23 protein-coding genes are annotated in these 21,045 nt (G+C 56.1%); 14 read left to right on the top strand and 9 right to left on the bottom strand.

Annotated features, from left to right (window positions below; translation table 11 throughout):
- The first annotated feature begins 6 nt into the window (after positions 1-6).
- From cysN to rpoS, 11 genes are all read left to right on the top strand, one after another.
- Positions 7-1,434 carry a sulfate adenylyltransferase subunit CysN gene (cysN, locus tag ACFX4U_RS16635; protein WP_313510836.1) on the top strand — a complete coding sequence of 476 codons (1,428 nt, stop codon included), beginning with the start codon at positions 7-9 and terminating at the stop codon, positions 1,432-1,434.
- The gene (gene cysC, locus ACFX4U_RS16630; protein WP_313510838.1) at positions 1,434-2,039 is read left to right on the top strand and encodes an adenylyl-sulfate kinase; all 606 of its coding nucleotides are present in this window, start codon (positions 1,434-1,436) and stop codon (positions 2,037-2,039) included. The genes cysN and cysC overlap by 1 nt, the downstream gene beginning before the upstream one ends.
- 110 nt (positions 2,040-2,149) lie before the next feature.
- Positions 2,150-2,479 (top strand): DUF3561 family protein, encoded by a 330-nt coding sequence (locus ACFX4U_RS16625; protein ID WP_313510841.1) that lies wholly within the window; start codon positions 2,150-2,152, stop codon positions 2,477-2,479.
- A 161-nt stretch (positions 2,480-2,640) separates the two neighbouring features.
- On the top strand, positions 2,641-2,979 hold the full coding sequence (ftsB, locus tag ACFX4U_RS16620; protein ID WP_017457712.1) for a cell division protein FtsB: 339 nt from the start codon (positions 2,641-2,643) through the stop codon (positions 2,977-2,979).
- 19 nt (positions 2,980-2,998) lie between these two features.
- Entirely contained in the window at positions 2,999-3,709 is a 711-nt protein-coding gene (gene ispD / locus ACFX4U_RS16615) for a 2-C-methyl-D-erythritol 4-phosphate cytidylyltransferase (protein ID WP_313510843.1), read from the top strand.
- A complete protein-coding gene (gene ispF / locus ACFX4U_RS16610; RefSeq protein ID WP_313510845.1) occupies positions 3,709-4,188 on the top strand; it encodes a 2-C-methyl-D-erythritol 2,4-cyclodiphosphate synthase in 480 nt (159 codons plus the stop codon). The genes ispD and ispF overlap by 1 nt, the downstream gene beginning before the upstream one ends.
- On the top strand, positions 4,185-5,234 hold the full coding sequence (truD, locus tag ACFX4U_RS16605) for a tRNA pseudouridine(13) synthase TruD (protein ID WP_313510848.1): 1,050 nt from the start codon (positions 4,185-4,187) through the stop codon (positions 5,232-5,234). The genes ispF and truD overlap by 4 nt, the downstream gene beginning before the upstream one ends.
- Positions 5,215-5,976, top strand: coding sequence for a 5'/3'-nucleotidase SurE (gene surE, locus ACFX4U_RS16600; RefSeq protein WP_349350427.1), 762 nt, complete (start codon positions 5,215-5,217; stop codon positions 5,974-5,976). The genes truD and surE overlap by 20 nt, the downstream gene beginning before the upstream one ends.
- Positions 5,970-6,596, top strand: a complete 627-nt coding sequence (locus ACFX4U_RS16595; protein WP_017457717.1) for a protein-L-isoaspartate(D-aspartate) O-methyltransferase — start codon at positions 5,970-5,972, stop codon at positions 6,594-6,596. Before surE ends, ACFX4U_RS16595 begins: the two co-directional genes overlap by 7 nt.
- Positions 6,597-6,762: 166 nt before the next feature.
- On the top strand, positions 6,763-7,836 hold the full coding sequence (gene nlpD, locus ACFX4U_RS16590) for a murein hydrolase activator NlpD (protein ID WP_305737559.1): 1,074 nt from the start codon (positions 6,763-6,765) through the stop codon (positions 7,834-7,836).
- Positions 7,837-7,961: 125 nt separating this feature from the next.
- Complete coding sequence (gene rpoS / locus ACFX4U_RS16585; protein WP_002442472.1) at positions 7,962-8,954, top strand: RNA polymerase sigma factor RpoS; 993 nt, start codon at positions 7,962-7,964, stop codon at positions 8,952-8,954.
- A gap of 68 nt (positions 8,955-9,022) precedes the next feature.
- Here the strand turns inward: rpoS and ACFX4U_RS16580 are convergent, their stop codons facing one another.
- Both ACFX4U_RS16580 and ACFX4U_RS16575 read right to left on the bottom strand, forming a co-directional pair.
- On the bottom strand, positions 9,023-9,388 hold the full coding sequence (locus tag ACFX4U_RS16580) for a DUF4440 domain-containing protein (protein ID WP_313508637.1): 366 nt from the start codon (positions 9,386-9,388) through the stop codon (positions 9,023-9,025).
- Positions 9,385-10,593 carry an MFS transporter gene (locus tag ACFX4U_RS16575; protein ID WP_313508639.1) on the bottom strand — a complete coding sequence of 403 codons (1,209 nt, stop codon included), beginning with the start codon at positions 10,591-10,593 and terminating at the stop codon, positions 9,385-9,387. Before ACFX4U_RS16575 ends, ACFX4U_RS16580 begins: the two co-directional genes overlap by 4 nt.
- Positions 10,594-10,701: 108 nt before the next feature.
- Here ACFX4U_RS16575 and ACFX4U_RS16570 point away from each other — a divergent pair, with 108 nt between their 5' ends.
- Complete coding sequence (locus ACFX4U_RS16570; protein ID WP_313508642.1) at positions 10,702-11,589, top strand: LysR family transcriptional regulator; 888 nt, start codon at positions 10,702-10,704, stop codon at positions 11,587-11,589.
- A gap of 313 nt (positions 11,590-11,902) precedes the next feature.
- Here the strand turns inward: ACFX4U_RS16570 and mutS are convergent, their stop codons facing one another.
- On the bottom strand, positions 11,903-14,464 hold the full coding sequence (gene mutS, locus ACFX4U_RS16565) for a DNA mismatch repair protein MutS (protein WP_313508645.1): 2,562 nt from the start codon (positions 14,462-14,464) through the stop codon (positions 11,903-11,905).
- A 157-nt stretch (positions 14,465-14,621) separates the two neighbouring features.
- Positions 14,622-15,161 (bottom strand): carboxymuconolactone decarboxylase family protein, encoded by a 540-nt coding sequence (locus ACFX4U_RS16560; RefSeq protein WP_313508648.1) that lies wholly within the window; start codon positions 15,159-15,161, stop codon positions 14,622-14,624.
- A 122-nt stretch (positions 15,162-15,283) separates the two neighbouring features.
- Here ACFX4U_RS16560 and ACFX4U_RS16555 point away from each other — a divergent pair, with 122 nt between their 5' ends.
- The gene (locus tag ACFX4U_RS16555; protein WP_313508650.1) at positions 15,284-16,216 is read left to right on the top strand and encodes an AraC family transcriptional regulator; all 933 of its coding nucleotides are present in this window, start codon (positions 15,284-15,286) and stop codon (positions 16,214-16,216) included.
- A gap of 77 nt (positions 16,217-16,293) precedes the next feature.
- On the opposite strand, the gene ACFX4U_RS16550 is transcribed toward ACFX4U_RS16555, so the two are convergent.
- From ACFX4U_RS16550 to ACFX4U_RS16530, 5 genes are all read right to left on the bottom strand, one after another.
- Positions 16,294-16,584, bottom strand: a complete 291-nt coding sequence (locus ACFX4U_RS16550) for a putative quinol monooxygenase (RefSeq protein ID WP_017459230.1) — start codon at positions 16,582-16,584, stop codon at positions 16,294-16,296.
- Between the two features lie 115 nt (positions 16,585-16,699).
- Complete coding sequence (locus tag ACFX4U_RS16545) at positions 16,700-17,635, bottom strand: GlxA family transcriptional regulator (RefSeq protein ID WP_313508654.1); 936 nt, start codon at positions 17,633-17,635, stop codon at positions 16,700-16,702.
- Between the two features lie 11 nt (positions 17,636-17,646).
- Entirely contained in the window at positions 17,647-18,846 is a 1,200-nt protein-coding gene (locus tag ACFX4U_RS16540) for an MFS transporter (protein ID WP_313508657.1), read from the bottom strand.
- A 39-nt stretch (positions 18,847-18,885) separates the two neighbouring features.
- Entirely contained in the window at positions 18,886-19,647 is a 762-nt protein-coding gene (locus ACFX4U_RS16535) for an SDR family oxidoreductase (RefSeq protein ID WP_305735152.1), read from the bottom strand.
- 29 nt (positions 19,648-19,676) lie between these two features.
- A complete protein-coding gene (locus ACFX4U_RS16530) occupies positions 19,677-20,492 on the bottom strand; it encodes an SDR family oxidoreductase (RefSeq protein ID WP_305735153.1) in 816 nt (271 codons plus the stop codon).
- A 214-nt stretch (positions 20,493-20,706) separates the two neighbouring features.
- On the opposite strand from ACFX4U_RS16530, the gene ACFX4U_RS16525 reads away from it, so the two are divergent.
- Complete coding sequence (locus ACFX4U_RS16525) at positions 20,707-21,030, top strand: hypothetical protein (protein WP_305735154.1); 324 nt, start codon at positions 20,707-20,709, stop codon at positions 21,028-21,030.
- Positions 21,031-21,045 lie beyond the last annotated feature (15 nt).

Raw genomic sequence — 21,045 nt, 5'->3', positions numbered from 1 at the left:
GCCGCCATGAACACCACGATTGCACAACAGATTGCCAATGAAGGCGGCGTCGAAGCATATCTTCATGCCCAGCAGCACAAAAGCATGCTGCGCTTTTTAACCTGCGGCAGCGTCGATGATGGCAAAAGTACACTGATTGGCCGTCTGCTGCACGATACCCGCCAGATCTACGAAGATCAGCTCTCCACGCTGCACAACGACAGCAAACGTCACGGCACCCAGGGTGAAAAACTCGATCTCGCGCTGCTGGTAGATGGCCTGCAAGCGGAGCGCGAACAGGGCATTACCATTGATGTGGCGTACCGCTATTTCTCTACCGAAAAACGCAAATTTATCATCGCCGATACGCCGGGGCATGAGCAGTACACCCGTAATATGGCGACCGGCGCGTCAACCTGCGATCTGGCGATCTTGCTGATCGACGCGCGCAAAGGCGTGCTGGATCAAACGCGCCGCCACAGCTTTATCTCCACGCTGCTTGGCATTAAACACCTGGTGGTTGCCGTCAATAAAATGGACCTGGTGGACTTCAGCGAAGAGACGTTCGACAACATTCGTCAGGATTACCTGACTTTTGCCGGGCAACTGCCGGGCAACCTCGATATCCGCTTTGTGCCGCTGTCGGCGCTGGAAGGGGATAACGTCGCCAGCCAGAGCGCGAAAATGCCGTGGTACAGCGGCCCGACGCTGCTGGAAGTGCTGGAAACCGTAGAAATCCAGCGTGTGGTGGATACCCAGCCGATGCGCTTCCCGGTGCAGTATGTGAACCGCCCAAACCTCGATTTCCGTGGTTTCTCCGGTACGCTCGCCTCCGGCGTGGTGAAAGTCGGTCAGCGTATCAAAGTGCTGCCGTCTGGCGTCGAGTCGACCATCGCCCGCATCGTAACGTTTGACGGTGATTTACAGGAAGCCTCAGCGGGTGAAGCGATTACGCTGGTGCTAAAAGATGAGATCGATATCAGCCGTGGCGACTTGATTCTGGATGCGCAGGAAACGCTGCCTGCGGTGCAGGGCGCATCGCTGGATGTGGTGTGGATGGCGGAACAGCCGCTGCAACCGGGTCAGAGTTATGACATCAAAGTGGCAGGCAAAAAAACGCGCGCCCGTATTGATGGCATTCACTACCAGGTGGACATCAACAATCTGACGCAGCGCCAGGTAGAAACGTTGCCGCTTAACGGTATTGGGCTGGTGGATCTGACGTTTGACGAGCCGCTGACACTGGATGCTTACCAGCAGAACCCGGTGACTGGCGGCATTATCTTTATCGACCGCCTGAGTAACGTGACCGTTGGCGCAGGAATGGTGCGTGATGTTCATGTTCAGAAACAGGCCAGCACATCCGAGTTCAGCGCATTTGAACTGGAACTGAATCAGCTTATTCGTAAGCACTTCCCGCACTGGGGCGCACGCGATCTGCTGGGAGGCAAGTAATGGCGCAGCATGACGAAAATGTCGTCTGGCACGCGCATCCGGTGACGCCTGATGCGCGCGAGCAACTTCACGGTCACCGTGGGGTTGTGCTGTGGTTTACCGGCCTTTCCGGTTCGGGAAAATCGACCGTCGCGGGGGCGCTGGAAGAGGCGCTGCACCGCGCGGGCGTCAGCACCTATTTGCTGGATGGCGACAATGTGCGCCACGGGCTGTGCAGCGATTTAGGCTTTAGCGATGCCGATCGCAAAGAGAATATCCGCCGCGTGGGCGAAGTGGCTAAATTGATGGTTGAAGCCGGTCTGGTCGTGCTCACCGCGTTTATCTCGCCGCACCGCGCCGAGCGGCAAATGGTGCGCGAGCGTCTGGGAGAAGGGCGGTTTATCGAGGTGTTTGTTGATACGTCGCTGGAGATCTGCGAAGCGCGCGATCCTAAGGGGTTGTATAAGAAAGCGCGCGCGGGTGAACTTCGCAACTTCACCGGCATCGATTCGGTTTACGAAGCGCCGCAATCCCCGGAAGTGCACCTGGACGGCGAACAATTGGTAACAAATTTGGTCAGCCAATTATTAGACCTCCTCCGGCAGGGCGATATTATCAGATCCTGAGACGGTACTGGCGATACACGCCATCTTCAGGTTTCACGGCGTTGATGTTTGCGCCGCCTGAATGAGAGTGTGTATTTCCGTTACCGGTCGTACAGGCAACAGGATCAGATATGCGCAACAGTCAGAACATCACCATTCCACGGTCGCAGTCGTTGACGACCACCACCGATGAAGCCACCACATGGTCGTTCCCTGGAGCGGTTGTGGGCTTTGTCGCATGGCTGCTGGCGCTCGGCATCCCGTTCATGATTTACGGCTCCAATACGCTGTTTTTCTTTCTCTACACCTGGCCTTTTTTTCTCGCCCTGATGCCCGTATCCGTCGTGGTTGGCATTGCGCTGCATTCGCTCCTCGATGGCAAGCTGTTTTACAGCAGCGTGGCGACACTGCTGACAGTGATCGCCATGTTCGGCGTGCTGTTTATGTGGCTGATGGGTTAACGCAATCCCTGCGTCAAACCGTAACGCTCATTAAGGCAATGTGTCCGGCTACGGATCGACAGACATTTATGGTAAAGTCTGGCGCTTGTGCGGCATCACCCGGCTGGAGTGGAGTCTGACGAAAAGTTATGGGATGATGATGCCGTTTTTCAGGGGGCAGGATGGGTAAACTAACGCTGCTATTGCTGGCTTTGCTGGTCTGGCTACAGTATTCGCTGTGGTTCGGCAAGAATGGTCTGCATGATTACGGCCGCGTCAGCGAAGATGTGGCGGCACAGCAGGCGACAAACGCCAAATTAAAATCGCGTAACGATCAGCTTTTCGCCGAAATTGACGATCTCAATGGCGGTCAGGAAGCGATTGAGGAACGCGCTCGCAACGAATTAACGATGACGAAGCCGGGCGAAACATTTTATCGTCTGGTGCCGGACGCCTCAAAGCGCGCGTCGGGCTCAGCGCAAAACACGCAAAATACACAAAATACGCAGAACAGACCTTAAATAATCCCGGACTCACGACATGTCAGCAATGATCCCGGACGTCTGTGCCGTGGTGCCGGCCGCCGGATTTGGCCGCCGCATGCAAACGGAATGTCCTAAGCAGTATCTCTCCATCGGTGATAAAACCATTCTTGAGCACGCGGTCGCCGCGTTGCTCGCCCATCCGCGCGTTAGTCGTGTGATTATCGCGGTCAGCCCTGGCGATGAACGTTTCGCGCAATTACCCCTTGCCAGCCATCCGCAAATCATCGTGGTGAACGGCGGCGCAGAGCGCGCGGATTCCGTGCTGGCGGGCCTGAAGGCAGTATCGGGCGCGCAGTGGGTACTGGTGCATGATGCCGCGCGGCCGTGTCTGCATCAGGATGATTTGAACCGCCTGCTGGCGCTGAGTGAAACCAGTCGCGTGGGCGGAATTCTTGCCGCCCCGGTGCGCGACACCATGAAGCGCGCCGAACCCGGTAAAACCGCGATTGCTCACACCGTTGAGCGCAACGACTTATGGCATGCGCTAACGCCGCAGTTTTTCCCGCTGCCGCTGCTGCACGACTGCCTGACCCGCGCGCTGAATGAAGGCGCTGTAATTACTGATGAAGCCTCAGCGCTGGAGTATTGTGGTTTTCACCCGGAGCTGGTCGCCGGACGCGCGGATAATATTAAAGTCACCCGACCCGAAGATTTACGACTTGCAGAATTCTACTTGACCCATGCTGACCTCCAGGAGAAAGCATAATGCGCATTGGACACGGTTTTGACGTACACGCCTTCGGAGGCGTTGGCCCGATTATCATTGGCGGTGTACGCATTCCCTTCGAAAAAGGCCTGCTGGCTCACTCCGATGGTGATGTTGCGCTGCATGCGTTGACCGACGCGCTGCTCGGCGCGGCGGCGCTCGGCGATATCGGCAAATTGTTCCCGGACACCGATCCGGCGTTCAAAGGGGCAGACAGCCGCGAGCTGCTGCGTGAAGCCTGGCGGCGCATTCAGGCGAAAGGCTATACGCTTGGCAACGTCGATGTCACCATCATCGCCCAGGCACCGAAAATGTTGCCGCATATTCCGCAGATGCGCGTGTTTATCGCTGAAGATCTCGGCTGCCATATGGATGATGTCAACGTCAAAGCCACCACCACCGAGAAACTCGGCTTTACGGGTCGCAGCGAAGGCATCGCTTGTGAAGCGGTGGCGCTGTTGGTGAAGGCGGCGAAATGACAGATTTTGATAACCTGACATTTTTGTATGGCAAACCGGTGGCAAGCGGCGTTCTGAAAGCCAATCCGGAAGATTTCGTGGTGGTGGAAGATCTTGGCTTTGAGCCTGATGGCGAAGGCGAGCATATTCTGGTGCGCATCCTGAAAAATGGCTGCAATACGCGTTTTGTGGCTGATGCGCTGGCCAAATTCCTTAAAATCCACGCGCGTGAAGTGAGCTTTGCCGGGCAAAAAGATAAACACGCTGTCACTGAGCAGTGGCTGTGTGCCCGCGTACCGGGTAATGCGATGCCCGATCTCAGCGCCTTTCAGCTTGAAGGCTGCAAAGTGCTGGAATATGCCCGTCACAAGCGCAAGCTGCGCCTTGGCGCGCTGCAGGGCAATGCGTTTACGCTGGTACTGCGTGAAGTCAGCGACCGTGCGGATGTTGACGCGCGTTTGCAGGCCATCGCGGAGAAAGGTGTTCCGAATTATTTCGGTGCTCAGCGCTTTGGCATCGGCGGCAGCAACCTGCAAGGCGCGCTTCGCTGGGCGCAGAGCGATGCGCCGGTGCGCGATCGTAACAAGCGCAGTTTTTGGTTGTCGGCGGCGCGTAGCGCGTTGTTTAATCAAATCGTCAGTGAGCGGTTGAAAAAAACAGACTTTAATCAAGTTGTTGACGGCGATGCGCTACAATTAGCGGGGCGCGGCAGCTGGTTTGTTGCAACGTGTGAAGAGCAGGCGGAACTGCAAACGCGCGTTGAGGCGAAAGCGCTGATGATTACCGCGTCGCTGCCAGGCAGCGGTGAGTGGGGCACACAGCGTGACGCGCTGGCGTTTGAACGACAGGCGGTTGCTGATATGCCGGATCTACAGGCGCTGCTGGTGCGGGAGAAAGTCGAAGCCGCGCGCCGCGCGATGTTGCTCTACCCGCAAAAATTGAGCTGGAACTGGTGGGATGACATCACCGTCGAATTACGGTTCTGGCTTCCGGCGGGCAGTTTTGCCACCAGTGTCGTCAGGGAACTTATCAACACATCGGGTGATTATGCGAATATTGCTGAGTAACGATGACGGGATCCACGCGCCAGGTATCCAGACGCTGGCAAAGGCTCTTAGAGAGTTTGCCGACGTTCAGGTCGTCGCTCCCGATCGTAACCGCAGCGGTGCGTCTAATTCGCTGACGCTTGAATCCTCGCTTCGTACTTTTACCTTTGAAAACGGCGATATCGCCGTCCAAATGGGCACGCCGACCGATTGCGTTTTTCTGGGCGTTAACGCGCTGATGCGTCCGCGCCCGGATGTGGTGGTGTCTGGCATTAATGCCGGGCCGAACCTTGGCGATGATGTTATCTATTCCGGTACGGTTGCTGCCGCGATGGAGGGGCGCCACCTGGGATTCCCGGCGCTGGCGGTGTCGCTTAACGGGCATACGCATTATGAAACCGCCGCAGCAGTAACCTGTTCCATCTTGCGCGCGTTAAGTCGCGAACCGCTGCGAACCGGCCGTATTTTGAATATTAACGTACCGGATCTGCCGCTGGATGAGATCAAAGGCATTCGCGTTACGCGTTGTGGTAGCCGCCATCCGGCGGATCAGGTGATTCCACAACAAGATCCGCGCGGCAATACGCTTTACTGGATTGGCCCGCCCGGCGAGAAATGCGATGCCGGGCCGGACACCGATTTCGCCGCCGTTGATGAAGGTTATGTTTCCGTGACGCCGCTGCATGTGGATTTAACCGCTTACAGCGCGCATGATGTGGTGTCGGGTTGGTTGGATCGTGCCGGGGTGAACAGGCAATGGTAAGCAAACGCGTACAAGATCTCCTCAATCAATTACGCGCGCAGGGCATTAAAAACGAGCAGGTGCTTGAGGCATTGTCACAAGTGCCGCGCGAGAAATTTATCGACGAGGCGTTTGAACACAAAGCGTGGGATAACGTCGCGTTACCTATTGGTCAAGGGCAAACCATTTCGCAGCCTTATATGGTGGCGCGAATGACCGAGCTACTGGAACTGACACCGGCCTCGCGGGTGCTGGAAATTGGCACCGGTTCGGGGTATCAGACCGCAATTCTGGCGCGCCTGGTGCATCATGTTTGCTCGGTTGAACGCATCAAAGGGCTGCAATGGCAGGCGCGTCGCCGCCTGAAGCAGCTTGATTTACATAATGTTTCTACTCGTCATGGTGATGGCTGGCAGGGATGGCAGGCTCGTGCGCCGTTTGACGCCATTATCGTGACCGCTGCACCGCCGGAAATCCCGGCTGCGCTGATGTCGCAGCTTGATGACGGCGGTATTCTCGTTTTGCCCGTGGGCGATGAACTCCAGCATTTGAAGCGGGTTCGTCGGCGGGGAAGCGAATTCATTATTGATACCGTTGAAGCCGTACGCTTTGTTCCGCTGGTGAAAGGCGAACTGGCCTGAGAAACAGAGTTTTCCTGGGTTTTTCAGGCAATAACAGCGTATGGTGAGCACATTTGCCGTAAACGTTCGCGGTCATCTTTAAGTCATTGGTAATTTACATATTGTTGGGGGATAAATGAGCGCGGGAAGCCCAAAATTAACCGTAAGCCGTGTTGCGGCATTATCACTGGTTTCACTTTGGCTGGCAGGGTGTTCAAATTCCACTAATGCTCCGGCCCCGGTCAGTTCCGTTGGCGGCATGAAGAGCGCCAGCAGTAATAATTCCAGTTCCGGTATGTTAATCACACCGCCGCCAAAACTTGGCACGTCCGCGCAGCAACCGCAAATTCAGCCGGTACAGCGTCCTGCCGTTCAGCAAACGCAGATCCAGCCCGTGGCACAGCAGCCCGTTCAGACGGTGAATGGCCACATTGTCTATAACCGCCAGTATGGCAATATTCCTAAAGGCAGCTACACTGGCGGCAGCACCTACACCGTTAAACGTGGTGATACGCTGTTTTATATCGCGTGGATCACCGGGAACGATTTCCGTGATCTCGCGCAGCGAAATAACGTTGCCGCCCCGTACGGTCTGGAAGTCGGACAAACATTACAGGTTGGCAACGCATCCGGTACGCCAATCACTGGTGGTAACGCCATAACTCGCGCCGATGCTTCTGCGCAAGGAATCGTCTCAAAACCTGCACAAAATTCAACCGTAGTGGTTGCTTCGAAACCGACAATTACGTATTCTGAAGATTCAGGTGAACAAAGTGCTAACAAAATGTTGCCGAACAATAAGCCTGCGACTATCGTCACAGCGCCTGTTACGGCTCCTTCTGTAAGCTCAACCGAACCGACTGCCAGCAGTACATCAACCAGCTCGCCGATTGCTTCATGGCGCTGGCCGACTGAGGGCAACGTTATCGATAACTTCTCTGCGACCGAAGGTGGCAATAAAGGTGTCGATATTGCGGGCAGTAAAGGACAGGCTATCGTCGCGACCGCAGATGGGCGCGTTGTATATGCCGGTAACGCACTGCGCGGTTACGGTAATTTGATCATCATAAAACACAACGATGATTACCTGAGTGCCTACGCCCATAACGACACTATGCTGGTCCGGGAACAACAAGAAGTTAAGGCGGGGCAAAAAATCGCTACCATGGGTAGCACCGGAACCAGTTCTACACGCTTGCATTTTGAAATTCGTTACAAGGGGAAATCCGTAAACCCGCTGCGTTATTTGCCGCAGCGATAAATCGGTGCAAAGTGATTGAAGTGCTCCCCATTTGAGTCGTTGCAGCGTGCGCAGATGCCGCTGCAGCCGGCAAAATGAGTAGTCTTCAGGTGCTTTGCCCAGGGATCACGGGTAGGAGTCACCTTATGAGTCAGAATACGCTGAAAGTTCATGATTTAAATGAAGACGCGGAATTTGATGAGAACGGAGTAGAGGCTTTTGATGAGAAAGCCTTAGTAGAAGAGGAACCCAGTGATAACGACCTGGCTGAAGAGGAGCTGTTGTCGCAGGGTGCTACCCAGCGGGTTTTAGACGCTACTCAGCTGTACCTTGGGGAAATTGGGTACTCCCCGCTCTTAACGGCCGAAGAAGAAGTCTATTTCGCACGCCGTGCGCTACGTGGTGATGTAGCCTCTCGCCGTCGCATGATCGAAAGTAACCTGCGTCTGGTGGTGAAAATTGCCCGTCGTTATAGCAATCGTGGTCTGGCGCTGTTGGATCTGATTGAAGAGGGTAACTTGGGGCTGATCCGCGCCGTTGAGAAATTTGACCCGGAACGTGGGTTCCGTTTCTCAACGTATGCCACCTGGTGGATCCGTCAGACTATTGAACGGGCAATCATGAACCAAACCCGTACTATTCGTCTGCCAATCCACATTGTTAAAGAGCTGAACGTCTATTTGCGTACTGCGCGCGAGTTGTCCCATAAGCTGGACCACGAGCCGAGCGCAGAAGAGATTGCCGAACAGCTGGATAAACCTGTTGATGATGTCAGCCGTATGCTGCGTCTCAACGAGCGCATTACCTCAGTTGATACGCCGCTGGGCGGTGATTCTGAAAAAGCGCTGCTGGATATCCTGGCCGATGAGAAAGACAACGGCCCGGAAGACACCACGCAAGACGATGATATGAAACAAAGCATCGTTAAATGGCTGTTCGAACTGAACGCCAAACAGCGTGAAGTGCTGGCGCGTCGTTTCGGTCTGCTGGGTTATGAAGCTGCGACACTGGAAGATGTGGGCCGCGAAATTGGCCTCACTCGTGAACGTGTTCGCCAGATTCAGGTTGAAGGTCTGCGTCGTCTGCGTGAAATCCTGCAAACGCAAGGGCTGAATATCGAAGCGCTGTTCCGCGAATAAGCACCATTTCACGACAAAAAGGCCGCTCGCAGATGACGCGGCCTTTTTTCTTTGCTTTCAATTTGCCGTTACGCTGCCTGCGCCGTCTCATGCAAATGACGCCACGACACGCGCCCTTGCTGAAACTGAAACACCACCGTCGACCAGCGCACATGCTCGCCCTGCGTTTCCCGATAGCCGATTACCGCGCCGCCGTCCCACTCCGCCAGCGGTTCAACATTATCGACAACAATCTTTAGCCCCGCACGGCTACCGCGTTGCGCCTGGAAAAAATCGGCAAGCGCCGCGTAGTCCAGAGATGCGCCGGAAAGCGTCACCATGGAAAAGTTTTCGGCAAAGCGCGCCATCAATGCTTCCAGTTCACCTTCACCCCGGCTGAGCCAGTTTTCGATGGCGGCATGCGCGTCAACAATTTCACTGATATAGAGCTTCATGGTTTCTCCTGATGCAGATAGTGCAATGTTTGTTGGTTATTCAGCCGCAGGGCGGCCACCAGCGGTAACAAGGAAAAGGCGGCAGCGGTAATAAACGTGCCGCGCCAGGCCAGTAAAGGGGAAAACAGATGCTGTAACGTGCTCAACACGCACGCCAGCAAGGTTGTCCCGAGAAAGAAGCTCAGTTGCCGGTTAAGGTTCCACAGCGCGCTGGCATAGGGCATTTCATGATGGGTAATCGTCAAAAAGGCGCTGCTTTGCGCGGTGCTGCTGCACAAACTCCCACCCGCGCCCATCAGGGTAAATGCTGCGGTAACGACGCTGACAGGCGTCTGTGGCGTAACGCCCGTCAACATCAGTATCCCAACAGCCTGCAATAAACAGCCAGTGATGATTAATGGTCGTGGGCCAAGGCGGTTGAAATAACGGCCGCTAAAACAGATCGCGGCGAAAGAAGCCAGTGACCACGGGATCATTAATGCGCCGGTTACTGCGGGCGACATCCCGGCGATGCGCTGCAAATAAAACATGCCTACCACACTCACACCGATGAACATCCCCGGCACGCACAGATAAATCAGCATGGCGAAGCGCAGCAGCGAGTTACGCAGTAAGGGTAAATGCAGCAGGCGCGATGATCCGCTTGCCACAGGTTCATCTTTCAGCCAGAGGCTCGCGAGCAGCAGCGTTAACAGCGCAACAGGCAGCGTGGCGAAGAAAATCCAGCGCCAGCTAAAAGACTCTACCAGCACGCCACCGATTGCGGGCGAACAGGCGGGAGCCAGCAGCGCGACCAGCATCACGGCGGATGAGACTTTGGCGCGTTCATGGGGCTCAAATTGCTGCCAGGTTAACGCTTGTCCCACCGGGATCAGCAGCCCGCCGCCCATGCCTTGCAGCACGCGCCAGAAAATCAGGCTGCCTGCGGAGTTTGCACAGCCTGCCGCCATCGCCGCAGTGCTGAATACTATCAATGAAAAGATAAAGATCCGTCGTGCGCCAAAGCGTCTGGTTAGCCGTGCGCTAAACGGGATTGCCAGCGTTAAACCGGCGATATACCCATTGCTAACCCATGCCAGTGTAGAAACTGAAGCCTGCAAGCTAACCGCCATCGCCGGGAATGCCACGCTGGCAACAAACATGTTGATTAGGTCGAGAAAAAAGCCCAGCAGATAAACCACCGCGACCTTATTGCGATACACCATTTTCTACCCCTCCTGTGTGGAGGCGTACTGTAGCGGGGCGATGGAACGGGATAAACGGCGTACCGGGCGATATACTGTCAAAATTATTTTTACAATGATGGAAACCCGATGCTCAATTTATCGCGTATGGCTATTTTTATTGCCGTGGTCGATACCGGCAGTTTCACCGCGGCCGCTGTCGCGCTTGGGCAAACCAAAGCGGTGGTCAGCTTTAATATCCGCCAGCTTGAAAACGAGCTCGGCGTAACCTTGTTGCTACGTTCAACGCGGCGGCTAACGCTAACCGATGCGGGTCATGTGTTTTATCAGCGCGGTGTTGCGTTGCTCAATGACGCAGAGAGCTTGCAAGATGATGTCCGGGCGAGCCACGTGGGTTTATGCGGCGAGTTGCGGATCACCAGCACGCCGGAGTATGGCGCACAGGTTGTGGTTCCGGCGCTGGCGGCGTTCGGTCAGGATCATCCCGGTTTACGCATCCGCCATGTGGCCTCGTCTCAGCATAATGACTTGATTTCAGAACGTTTTGATGTGGCGATCCGCTTAGGATCGCTGGCGGATTCGCGCTATCACGCAGCGCTGATTTCACGTTTTGCGATTGTGCCAGTGGCAACGCCCGAATGGCTGAGCGCCCATTCTGTGACCTCGCTGCAATCGCTGGCGCAGGCGGAGTGGATCATTCATGAGCGCTTAAGCGCACCGCTGCGCTGGCAAGTTACCGATGCCAGCGGGCGCAGTGAAACGCTGGAAATCACCGCGCCAGCGCGGCTATCCGCCGATAGCGCGCAGGCGTTAATGGCATTCGCGCTGGCCGGTTGCGGTGTGGCGTTGTTACCGCTATGGCTGGTGCAAACGGCGCTGGACAGTCACCGGCTTATTCATTTGTTGCCGGAATACCGCTTCGCGCAGCAGGGGGTTTATGCCGTCTATGCGGATGCACAGCATCAGCCAGCCAAAGTCCGCGCGTTTGTTGATTTTTTGCGTGCGCGTCTGGCTTAGTGCTGCCTCAGTTTTATAGTCCGTCAGCCAGACTTAAACGGCATGAAAACGCGGCATCTAAAACCTGGACATAAACGGATCGGCACCGCCAATAAGGCGGAAACACCATCTGTCCATCCAGGCGAGTGATCGCCGGTAAAAGGTTGTTGGGCTGCGGTTCAGCCTGGTCATCGCGAACCGCTGCGCCGATCCAGATGTGCGTTTTGCATGATGTCGTAAGGTGTTGATACTGCACCGCGCGGGGGCGGGAGATGTCGGCGTGGCTGGCGGATAAGTGAAATTCCCTCTCCCGTTCAGGGAGAGGGAAGAGGTGTTACAGCAGGTTTTTCAGACGGTAAATCCACTCCAGCGCCTGGCGCGGCGTCAGGCTGTCCGGATCGAGGTTTTCCAGCGCTTCAACCGCCGGGTTTGTCTCTTCTGGCGCGGCCAGCAGCGACATTTGCGTGCCGTCGATCTGTGTGGCTGCCGCGCTCGGCGACAGACTTTCCAGCTCGCGCAATTTACCGCGTGCGCGCTTGATCACCTCTTTGGGCACTCCTGCTAGCGCAGCGACTGCCAGGCCGTAGCTCTTGCTGGCCGCGCCATCCTGCACGCTGTGCATAAAGGCAATGGTATCGCCGTGTTCCAGCGCATCGAGATGCACATTCGCCACGCCTTCCATTTTTTCCGGCAACTGAGTCAGCTCGAAATAGTGGGTGGCAAATAGCGTCAACGCTTTGATCTTATTCGCCAGATTCTCCGCACACGCCCACGCCAGCGACAAGCCATCATACGTCGATGTCCCGCGGCCAATTTCGTCCATCAGCACCAGGCTGTTTTCCGTGGCGTTATGCAGGATGTTCGCGGTTTCGGTCATCTCCACCATAAACGTGGAGCGTCCGCTGGCGAGATCATCCGCCGCGCCGACGCGGGTAAAGATACGATCGATTGGCCCGATCTCCACTTTTTGCGCCGGAACATAGCTGCCGATATAGGCCAGCAACGCAATCAGCGCGGTCTGGCGCATATAAGTACTTTTACCGCCCATATTCGGGCCAGTGATGATCAACATCCGCCGCTGCGGCGACAGGTTTAGCGGGTTGGCGATAAACGGCTCTTTCAGCACTTGCTCAACCACCGGATGGCGGCCTTCGCTAATGCGAATGCCCGGTTTTTCGCTAAAGGTCGGGCAGCAGTAATTCAGGGTATAAGCACGTTCCGCCAGGTTGACCAGCACATCCAGCTCTGCCAGCGCGGCGGCGCTCTGCTGCAAATCCGCCAGATGCGGCATCAGCAGATCAAACAGCTCTTCATAGAGCTGTTTTTCCAGCGCCAGCGCTTTGCCTTTGGAGGTCAGAACCTTGTCTTCGTACTCTTTCAGTTCCGGAATAATGTAACGCTCAGCATTTTTCAGCGTCTGACGGCGTACATAGTGAATCGGTGCCAGGTGGCTCTGCCCACGACTGATCTGAATGAAATAGCCATGCACCGCGTTATAGCCCACTTTCAGCGTATCCAGCCCCAGCCGCTCACGCTCGCGGATCTCGAGGCGGTCGAGATAATCGGTCGCGCCATCTGCCAGCCCACGCCACTCATCCAGCTCGGCGTTATACCCCGGCGCAATCACGCCGCCGTCACGCACCAGCACCGGTGGCGCTTCAATGATGGCGCGCTCCAGCAGTTCGCGTAACCCGACAAATTCGCCCATTTTTTCACGCAGCGCCTGTACCGGTGCGCTGTCGATATCCGCCAGCTGGCTACGCAGTTCCGGTAATTGCTGGAAAGCGTAACGCATACGCGCCAGATCGCGTGGACGGGCGGTGCGCAGCGCCAGACGCGCCAGAATACGCTCCAGATCGCCCACCTGACGCAGCACCGGTTGCAGCTCACTGGTGTGTTCCTGCAATGCGCTGATGGTTTGCTGGCGTTCGGTCAGCACTTTCGTATCGCGCACCGGCATATGTAGCCAGCGTTTGAGCATGCGGCTGCCCATTGGCGTTACGGTACAGTCGAGCACCGACGCCAGCGTGTTTTCGACGCCACCTGCCAGGTTCTGGGTGATCTCCAGATTTCGGCGCGTCGCGGCATCCATAATAATGGTGTCCTGCTGGCGCTCCATGGTGATGGAGCGAATATGTGGCAGGGCGGTACGCTGCGTGTCTTTCACGTATTGCAGTAGGCAACCTGCGGCGCACAGGCCGCGCGGCGCATTCTCGACGCCAAAACCGACCAGGTCGCGCGTGCCGAACTGCATATTTAATTGCTGGCGTGCGGTGTCAATTTCGAACTCCCACAGCGGGCGGCGGCGCAAACCTCGGCGGCCTTCAATCAGCGCGGTTTCTGCGAAATCTTCCGCATAGAGCAATTCTGCCGGATTGGTACGTTGCAGCTCGGCGGCCATGGTGTCACGATCCGCGGGTTCGCTAACGCGAAAACGCCCGGAACTGATATCCAGCGTCGCGTAGCCAAAGCCTTTGCTGTCCTGCCAGACGGCGGCGAGCAGGTTGTCCTGGCGCTCCTGTAACAGCGCTTCATCGCTGATGGTGCCAGGCGTGACAATGCGCACCACTTTACGTTCGACTGGCCCTTTGCTGGTGGCCGGATCGCCAATCTGCTCGCAAATCGCCACCGATTCACCCAGGCTCACCAGCTTCGCCAGATAGTTTTCCACCGCATGATGCGGCACACCCGCCATCGGAATCGGTTCACCGGCAGACGCGCCGCGTTTGGTCAGTGAAATGTCCATCAGCTGCGAGGCGCGTTTGGCGTCGTCGTAAAACAGCTCATAGAAGTCGCCCATACGGTAGAACAGCAGAATATCCGGGTGCTGCGCTTTCAGCTTCAGATACTGCTGCATCATCGGCGTATGTGCGTCGAAATTGTCGATAGTACTCATCGGTCAGTGATGTCCATTATCGTGAAATGTATGAGTGAATCTTTTGTTGTTTTGGTTAGCGATCACTCTGCCAGGGCAGCATGATAACGAAGTCTGAGGGGCTGGGAAACAGGAAGGCAAAACTGGCTTCCCATCATGCGGGAAGCCAGGCGGAGCGTTACAGAGCGGCGGCTTTCGGGAAGTCCACAACCGTGTCGTTGACGCGGTTAATCATATTGGTAAACAGAATGGCGCTAATAGCGCTGATTATCTCGACAATCTGACGATCTTCGAAACCGGCGCTGCGCAGCGATTCAACCTTTTCTGCCGGCAGCGTACCGTGCGTGGTAACCACGGTTTTAACGAATTTCAGCAGCGCGTCAATGTGCGCATCTTCAGGGAATTCGCCACGGCGCAGCTGCTGCGTTTGCTCCACGCTATAACCCGCCATTTTTCCCGTTAACGTATGCGCGGCCAGGCAGTAGTCACAGCCGGAAATTTCACTGACCAGTAAGTTGATTGCTTCCAGCTCTTTTTTATTCAGCGAACTTTTTGCCAGTGCGGCATTATGTTGTAACGCCTGAGCAAGCATCTCCGGGGCAATGCCAATGGTCTGGTAGGCATTAGGTACTTTACCCATCGCTTTCTTAATAGCATCGAAAAGATCGGCGGTTTTATCGGTGGCGTTTTCGGGTTGAATGGATGTTAAACGGCTCATGATGATCTCCTGTCAGTGTATGGGTTCCGCCGTATTGGCGATGTGCTCATAATAGGCAGATAGCTTCCGGGTAACCGTTATACATCGTCTCTATTTTTTGTCTTATCGTCTCAGAGGAAAATGTGGATAGCCTCAGCCAACTGCTTGCGATGCTGGCGCCAACATGCGCTGTAAATCTCCACTGCCGCTTTGCCGGGCGCTGGGAAGCCGGTCATGATCAGCTTGCGCCTGGCGTGGTGCCCTGGCATGTGGTTTTGCACGGCGAAGCGAGGCTGGTGGTAGAAGGTCGGCATGTGGATGTGCGTGCAGGCGATGTGCTCCTGCTTCCCCACGGTTCGCCGCATCTGCTCCAGAGCCTGGTCGAGTGGGGGCAGGTGGTTCCGGCGTTAAAGCATGACAACGGTATCCTGACAGAAGTCCGAAGCCCGGCGAAAGGAGCGGCGGTGGAAGTGCTGTGCGGCGAATTTGATTTTGGCCCGCACAGCGGCTGGTTGTTTGCCCATGAAAGCCACCTTATCCATCTGCAAACAAACCACTGGCAAGCGTGTCCTGAACTGGAAATGTTGCTGATGATGCTGGTGCGTGAAAGCCTCGGTTCGCTGCCGGGGAATGCGACGATTGCCAAAGGGCTGGCCGATACGCTGCTGGCGCTGATCTTGCGACTGCTGCTCTCATTACATGAGCCGCCCGCCGGTTTGCTCAGGCTGATGAGCAACAAACGGCTTGCCCCCGCGTTGCTGGCCGTCATCGCCGATCCTGCGCACCCGTGGACCCTGGAAACCATGGCCGAGCGGTGCTTTTTATCCCGCGCGACATTTGCCCGTTATTTTGCCCGCAGCTATCCGCTTACGCCGCAGGCGTGGCTTTCCCAGCTACGCATGGCGATGGCCTCCCAGTTACTCATTACGCACGCGGGGTTAACTGTCGACGCTGTCGCCGAACGATGCGGGTTTCTTTCGCTGTCCTCGTTTTCGAAAGGGTTCAAGCGGCTGTATGGTGTGAACCCGGCGCAATACCGAAAACGCCGAACCCATCAGCACACGCCTCAGCCATAGCGTCTGAGAATGCAAAAACGGGCTGGCAAAAATCGCCAACCCGTTTAAAGATTTTGCTCGCTGAAAACAATCAACGATTAAGCACCACTGCTGAGGGTCATGACGTTAAGGTCGGCGAGCCCGTCAATAGCGCTGACTAACGCCCTGAATGGCGCAGCCTGGCTGTGTTGTTCCAGCATTTTTGCCGATGCCCAGCGCTCAATCATCACGAACTGGTGGTCGTTTTCACGGTTGACATGCAGCTGATAAGAGAGACAACCCGGTTCGCCCTGCACATCGCGTTCAACGGTTTTAAGCGCCCCGGCCACCTTTTCGCGGCTACCGGCATGGGCGGTAATCGTTGCAACAACCGTTACGGTATCGTTCATTTTATACTCCTGATTTTATGTGAAAGTTCAGGTAAGTCTACGCCGCCTGTCAGTATAAAAAACCCGTTTTTGGCATTAGCTCTTTCACCGCAGGAATGAAAATCGGCATGAAACCTTAACGGCCGGTGCGTAGCGATTGCGGCGGGATGCCATAGCCACGCACGAAAACTTCCCGCATATGGCGACCATCGCGAAAACCTGCTTCACGGGCAATCGTATCCAGCGAAAGCCGGCTCTGCTCAATCATTAGCCTCGCCGCTTCCAGCCGTAATCCTTCAATCGCTTTCGCCGGCGATTTGCCCGTCTCCTGGCGAAACAGGCGACTGAGCTGGCGGGCGCTCACGTGAACCGCATCGGCCAGCAGCTCTACCGTCAGCGCTTTTTTCAGATTATTGCGGGCGTATTCCAGCGCGCTTTGCAGCCGATCCGAGCGCGGTGCCAGCGCCAGCATTTCAGAGTGCTGCGTCTGCCCGCCGGAGCGGCGTTGATTCATCACCAGCCGGTGCGCGACGACACGTGCTGCCTCGGCACCCAGATCTTTTTCCACCATACCGAGCGCCATATCCAGCCCGGCCGTCATCCCGGCGGACGTCCAGATGCGGTCATCAATGATAAAAATACGATCGTCTTCAAGCTGAACGTCCGGATGTTGCAGCAGCAGGCTTCGGGCGTGCGCCCAGTGCGTAGTGGCGCGCTTTTTCTCCAGCAAGCCCGCCTGCGCCAGCACAAATGCGCCGGTGCAGATCCCCGCGATGCGGCGCGCCTGTAACGCGGTGGTTTGCAGAAAGTGAACGATACCAGCGCTGGCCGGTTCATCCACGGGCGACAGCACACCCGCGACCAGCCAGGTATCGATTTGCGTGACGCTTTCCAACGGTCGGGACTCGACGCCAATGCCGGATGAGGAATAAACCGTGCCGCCAAACTCTGAATAGACCGTTGGCTGATACAACGCTTCACCGGCAACAAGGTTGGCAAACTCAAACACCGTCAAGGTGGACAGCGCCAGCATCTGAAAATGGTCGGAAATAAGTAATCCAATTTTGTGCATCTCGACACCCTTTAACATGCGCTGGCGGCTGGCAAAGCCCGGCTTCGAACGCGTAATCGTTCAGAGATCCATAAACTGATAAGCGCCAAAAGTAAAAACAGAACTGCGCTTAGCATCACACCATAAAAGCCGAACAGCGGATAGAGCCATGAAGCGACCGCCGAGCCAAAACCAATGCCGCAAAACATAAACGCGCTGGTCAGGGCGAGCGAGATACCGCGTGTCGACGCCGATGCGATTTCGACAATCCGCCGTTGCTGGGTTGGCCACAGAAGATCGGTAGAAAACGCCCACAGCACCAGTAACAAATAGAGCAACGCCCGCTTACCGGGCAGGATCATAAGCAGCAGCATATCCAGCACCAGCATAGTGATGCCAGTGACCAGTAATCGTTCGGCGCTATAACGGCGTGCGGCGCGGCCAACAAACAAGTTCCCCAAAATCCCGGCAACACCGATCACCGTCAGCGCCACCGAGACGCTGGCGGTATCTCCTTGCCAGCGATCGCGGATCATCGGCGAAATAAAGGCATACATGTCGTACACACCGGAGGTGATGAAAAAGACCACTAAAAACGCCGCCAGCGATTTGCCATCCATTAACACCTGTCCCACTTGGCGTAAACGGATATCCACCCCTTTAACGATGTTCGGCACAGAGAACCAGACAGCCAGCGCGGTCAGTACACTCACCAGCGCGACAAGTGCAAATAACGCTCTTGCCCCCCAACCATTCGCGATCCACGCTGCCAGCGGAATGCCGATCATGCTCGCCATGGAGACGCCGAGCAGGATCGTGGCAATGGCGCTGCCGCGTTCATGTTGCGTGACAAGTTCCGCGCCGAGCGCTACCAGCACCGGGCCAATCAGCGATGCGCCCAGCCCCATCACCACGCGGGAGATAACCAGCGTGGTGTAATCGGGGGCGATGGCGAAAATAAATGCCCCGAGGCCGAACACCAGCATCCCGGCCAGCACCTGGTATTTGCGCATCACATGACCCAAAAACACCTGCGCCAGCGGTGCGCTGATGGCAAAGGTCAGGCCGAAAATAGCGAGTAAACGCGCGCTTTGACCATCGCTCAACCCCCATTCATGGGAGATGGCGGCCAGGCTACCCGCTACCGATAGCGCTCCCGTTGCCTGAATAAAATACGCCAGGCTCAGCGCCCACAGCGCGCGTCGTTGCGCCAGAGATAATCGATTATTCATCATTCACTCCCGCTGCGGGGCCCAGGCCCCGCAATTCGATCACGCCACAGGGATCGGGTTGTCCACCATCGCCTGGTTAAAGGCGTTGACCATCTCATGTTCGTTCGCGCCTGGGTTGGCGCGTGCGGGCAGCACGCTATCGACAATGGCTTCAATGGTATCGGTGCCCAGCTTCTCGAAGGTCTGCTGGATAAAATCCGGCAACGGCATCGCACGGGTGTCGCCACTTTTATAGATCAGATCGGTATCGACCCACGGCGGCGAAATTTCGATAACCTTGATGCCAAAATCTTTCAGCAGGAAGCGCTGGGACAAGGTGTAAGAGTGGATAGCGGCTTTGGTCGCCGAATAGAGCGCGTTACTGACGAGAGGTAAGAACGCCAGAATCGAACTGTTATTGATAAGTACCGCGTCCGGTTGCTGTTTCAGATGCTCAATAAACGCCGCGCTTACCCGCACCGGGCCTAACAAGTTGGTGTCTAACAGCGTGGTGGCCATTGCGTCATCCAGTTCACCGGCGGGGTTGTCGAACGGCATAATGCCTGCATTGTTGATAACCACGTTCAGCGCCGGGTAGCGCGACAGCACCTCTTGTGCCGCCGCTTTGATGCTTGCGGCTTGCGTGACGTCCAGCACCACGGAATCCATGCCAGGGTTGGCTTCTGTGACGCTATCCAGCAGCGCTTTTCGCCGCCCGGAGATGATCACTTTATTGCCCAACTGGTGAAATTTTTCCGCCATCGCGCGGCCAATGCCTGAAGTGCCGCCGGTAATAAAAATCGTATTGCCTGTCAGTTTCATAAAAAAAGCCCTCTGTTTGAAATGGATGCTCAGTGCGTGGTAGCCGGGCGGTAGCGCTCAGCCGGTACGTTACTGGAGAGATTGGGCAGCATGGCCTGTCGGCGCTGTTCCATTGCCTGCCAGTCCGCGTCGTTGTGCAGCGAGGGGATGGTGACGAGTTCACCCTGCGCGAAGCCAACCAGTGCGGCGTCGACCAGGTCGTAAGCACTCATCACAATGGATTTATCCAGCTGTTCCAGCGGCAAACCGCCGTTGTCCCAGAAAGGCGTTGCTGTTGCGCCGGGTAACACGGCCTGGATCTGAATGCCTTTATCTGCGAGTTCATGATGTAGCGACTGGCTAAACGCCAGCACAAAGGCTTTTGTTCCGCCGTAGACCCCGTTCAGCAGTTCCGGCGCGATGCCGACAATTGAGGAGATATTGATAATGGCGCCCGCGCCGCGTGCCACAAAACCGGGAACGACCGCGTATGTGAGGCGGGTCAGCGCGGTGACGTTGAGGTTAATCATCGCCTCCATTTGATCGACATCGCTGGATAACAGTGGCGTGTGCGTCCCGACGCCGGCGTTGTTCACCAGCAGCGTGATGCTGGCATCTTCACGCAGCTTCGCTTCCAGCGCCCGCAGTTGTTGGGCGTCGTTTAAATCGGCGGCGACGGCTTCCACATTGCGGGCGGTATCTGCCGTGATGTGGCTGGCCATCTGGTTCAGGCGGTTATGGTTACGGGCGACGATAATCAGGTCATAGCCCATTCTGGCCAGGCGGTTGGCGTAAATCGCGCCAATACCGGTTGATGCGCCGGTGATAACAGCCGTGCCTTTGTGAGGTTGCGTAGCGATGGTCATGCGAGACTCCTTGGGTCAGCAATGGATGCGATGGAAGCATCATAAGCAAACCCCGAATGTCTTAAATGACGTTTATAGGCCTGATTCAGGACATTTCGTAACGCGTGTCGTCGTACTGTTTCCACAGCAAGCCTGAGGCGTGTCGCGTGCTCTTTTCATAGGGTGAGCGGAGAGTTGTCTACGCTTAAAAGAAACAGCATGGTGAGGAGCGCGGATGAGCAAGAAAATTATGCAGGAGTACCTGGTGCTGGGCGGCAAGCATCATGGCGAGGTGTGGCGCGGTGTTTACCCGGCCATGGGGTTGAACTTATCAAAGCATGATGAGCGCTACGGGCAATTTTTCGACCGGGAAGGGCAGCAGAAAATTGAGCTGTCACGCAAGGAGCAATATTTCATCTCTGAATGGATCTCCCCGCAAGGCCAGACTTTTTTGTTAGCCACGGCAGAGGATCTCACGGAATTTGATATTGAAGAGGAGATTGAACGGATTACGCCGCCGCTGCGCCCGCTCGATGGCGCGGTAGAGGACTGGATGTAAGCGCGGACAAAACAA

It is taken from the genome of Kosakonia sp. YIM B13588 (assembly GCF_042788165.1).
Lineage (GTDB): Bacteria > Pseudomonadota > Gammaproteobacteria > Enterobacterales > Enterobacteriaceae > Kosakonia > Kosakonia sacchari.
The sequence above is the reverse complement of the archived record's forward strand: the minus strand, read 5'-3'. Positions and strand labels throughout refer to the sequence as shown.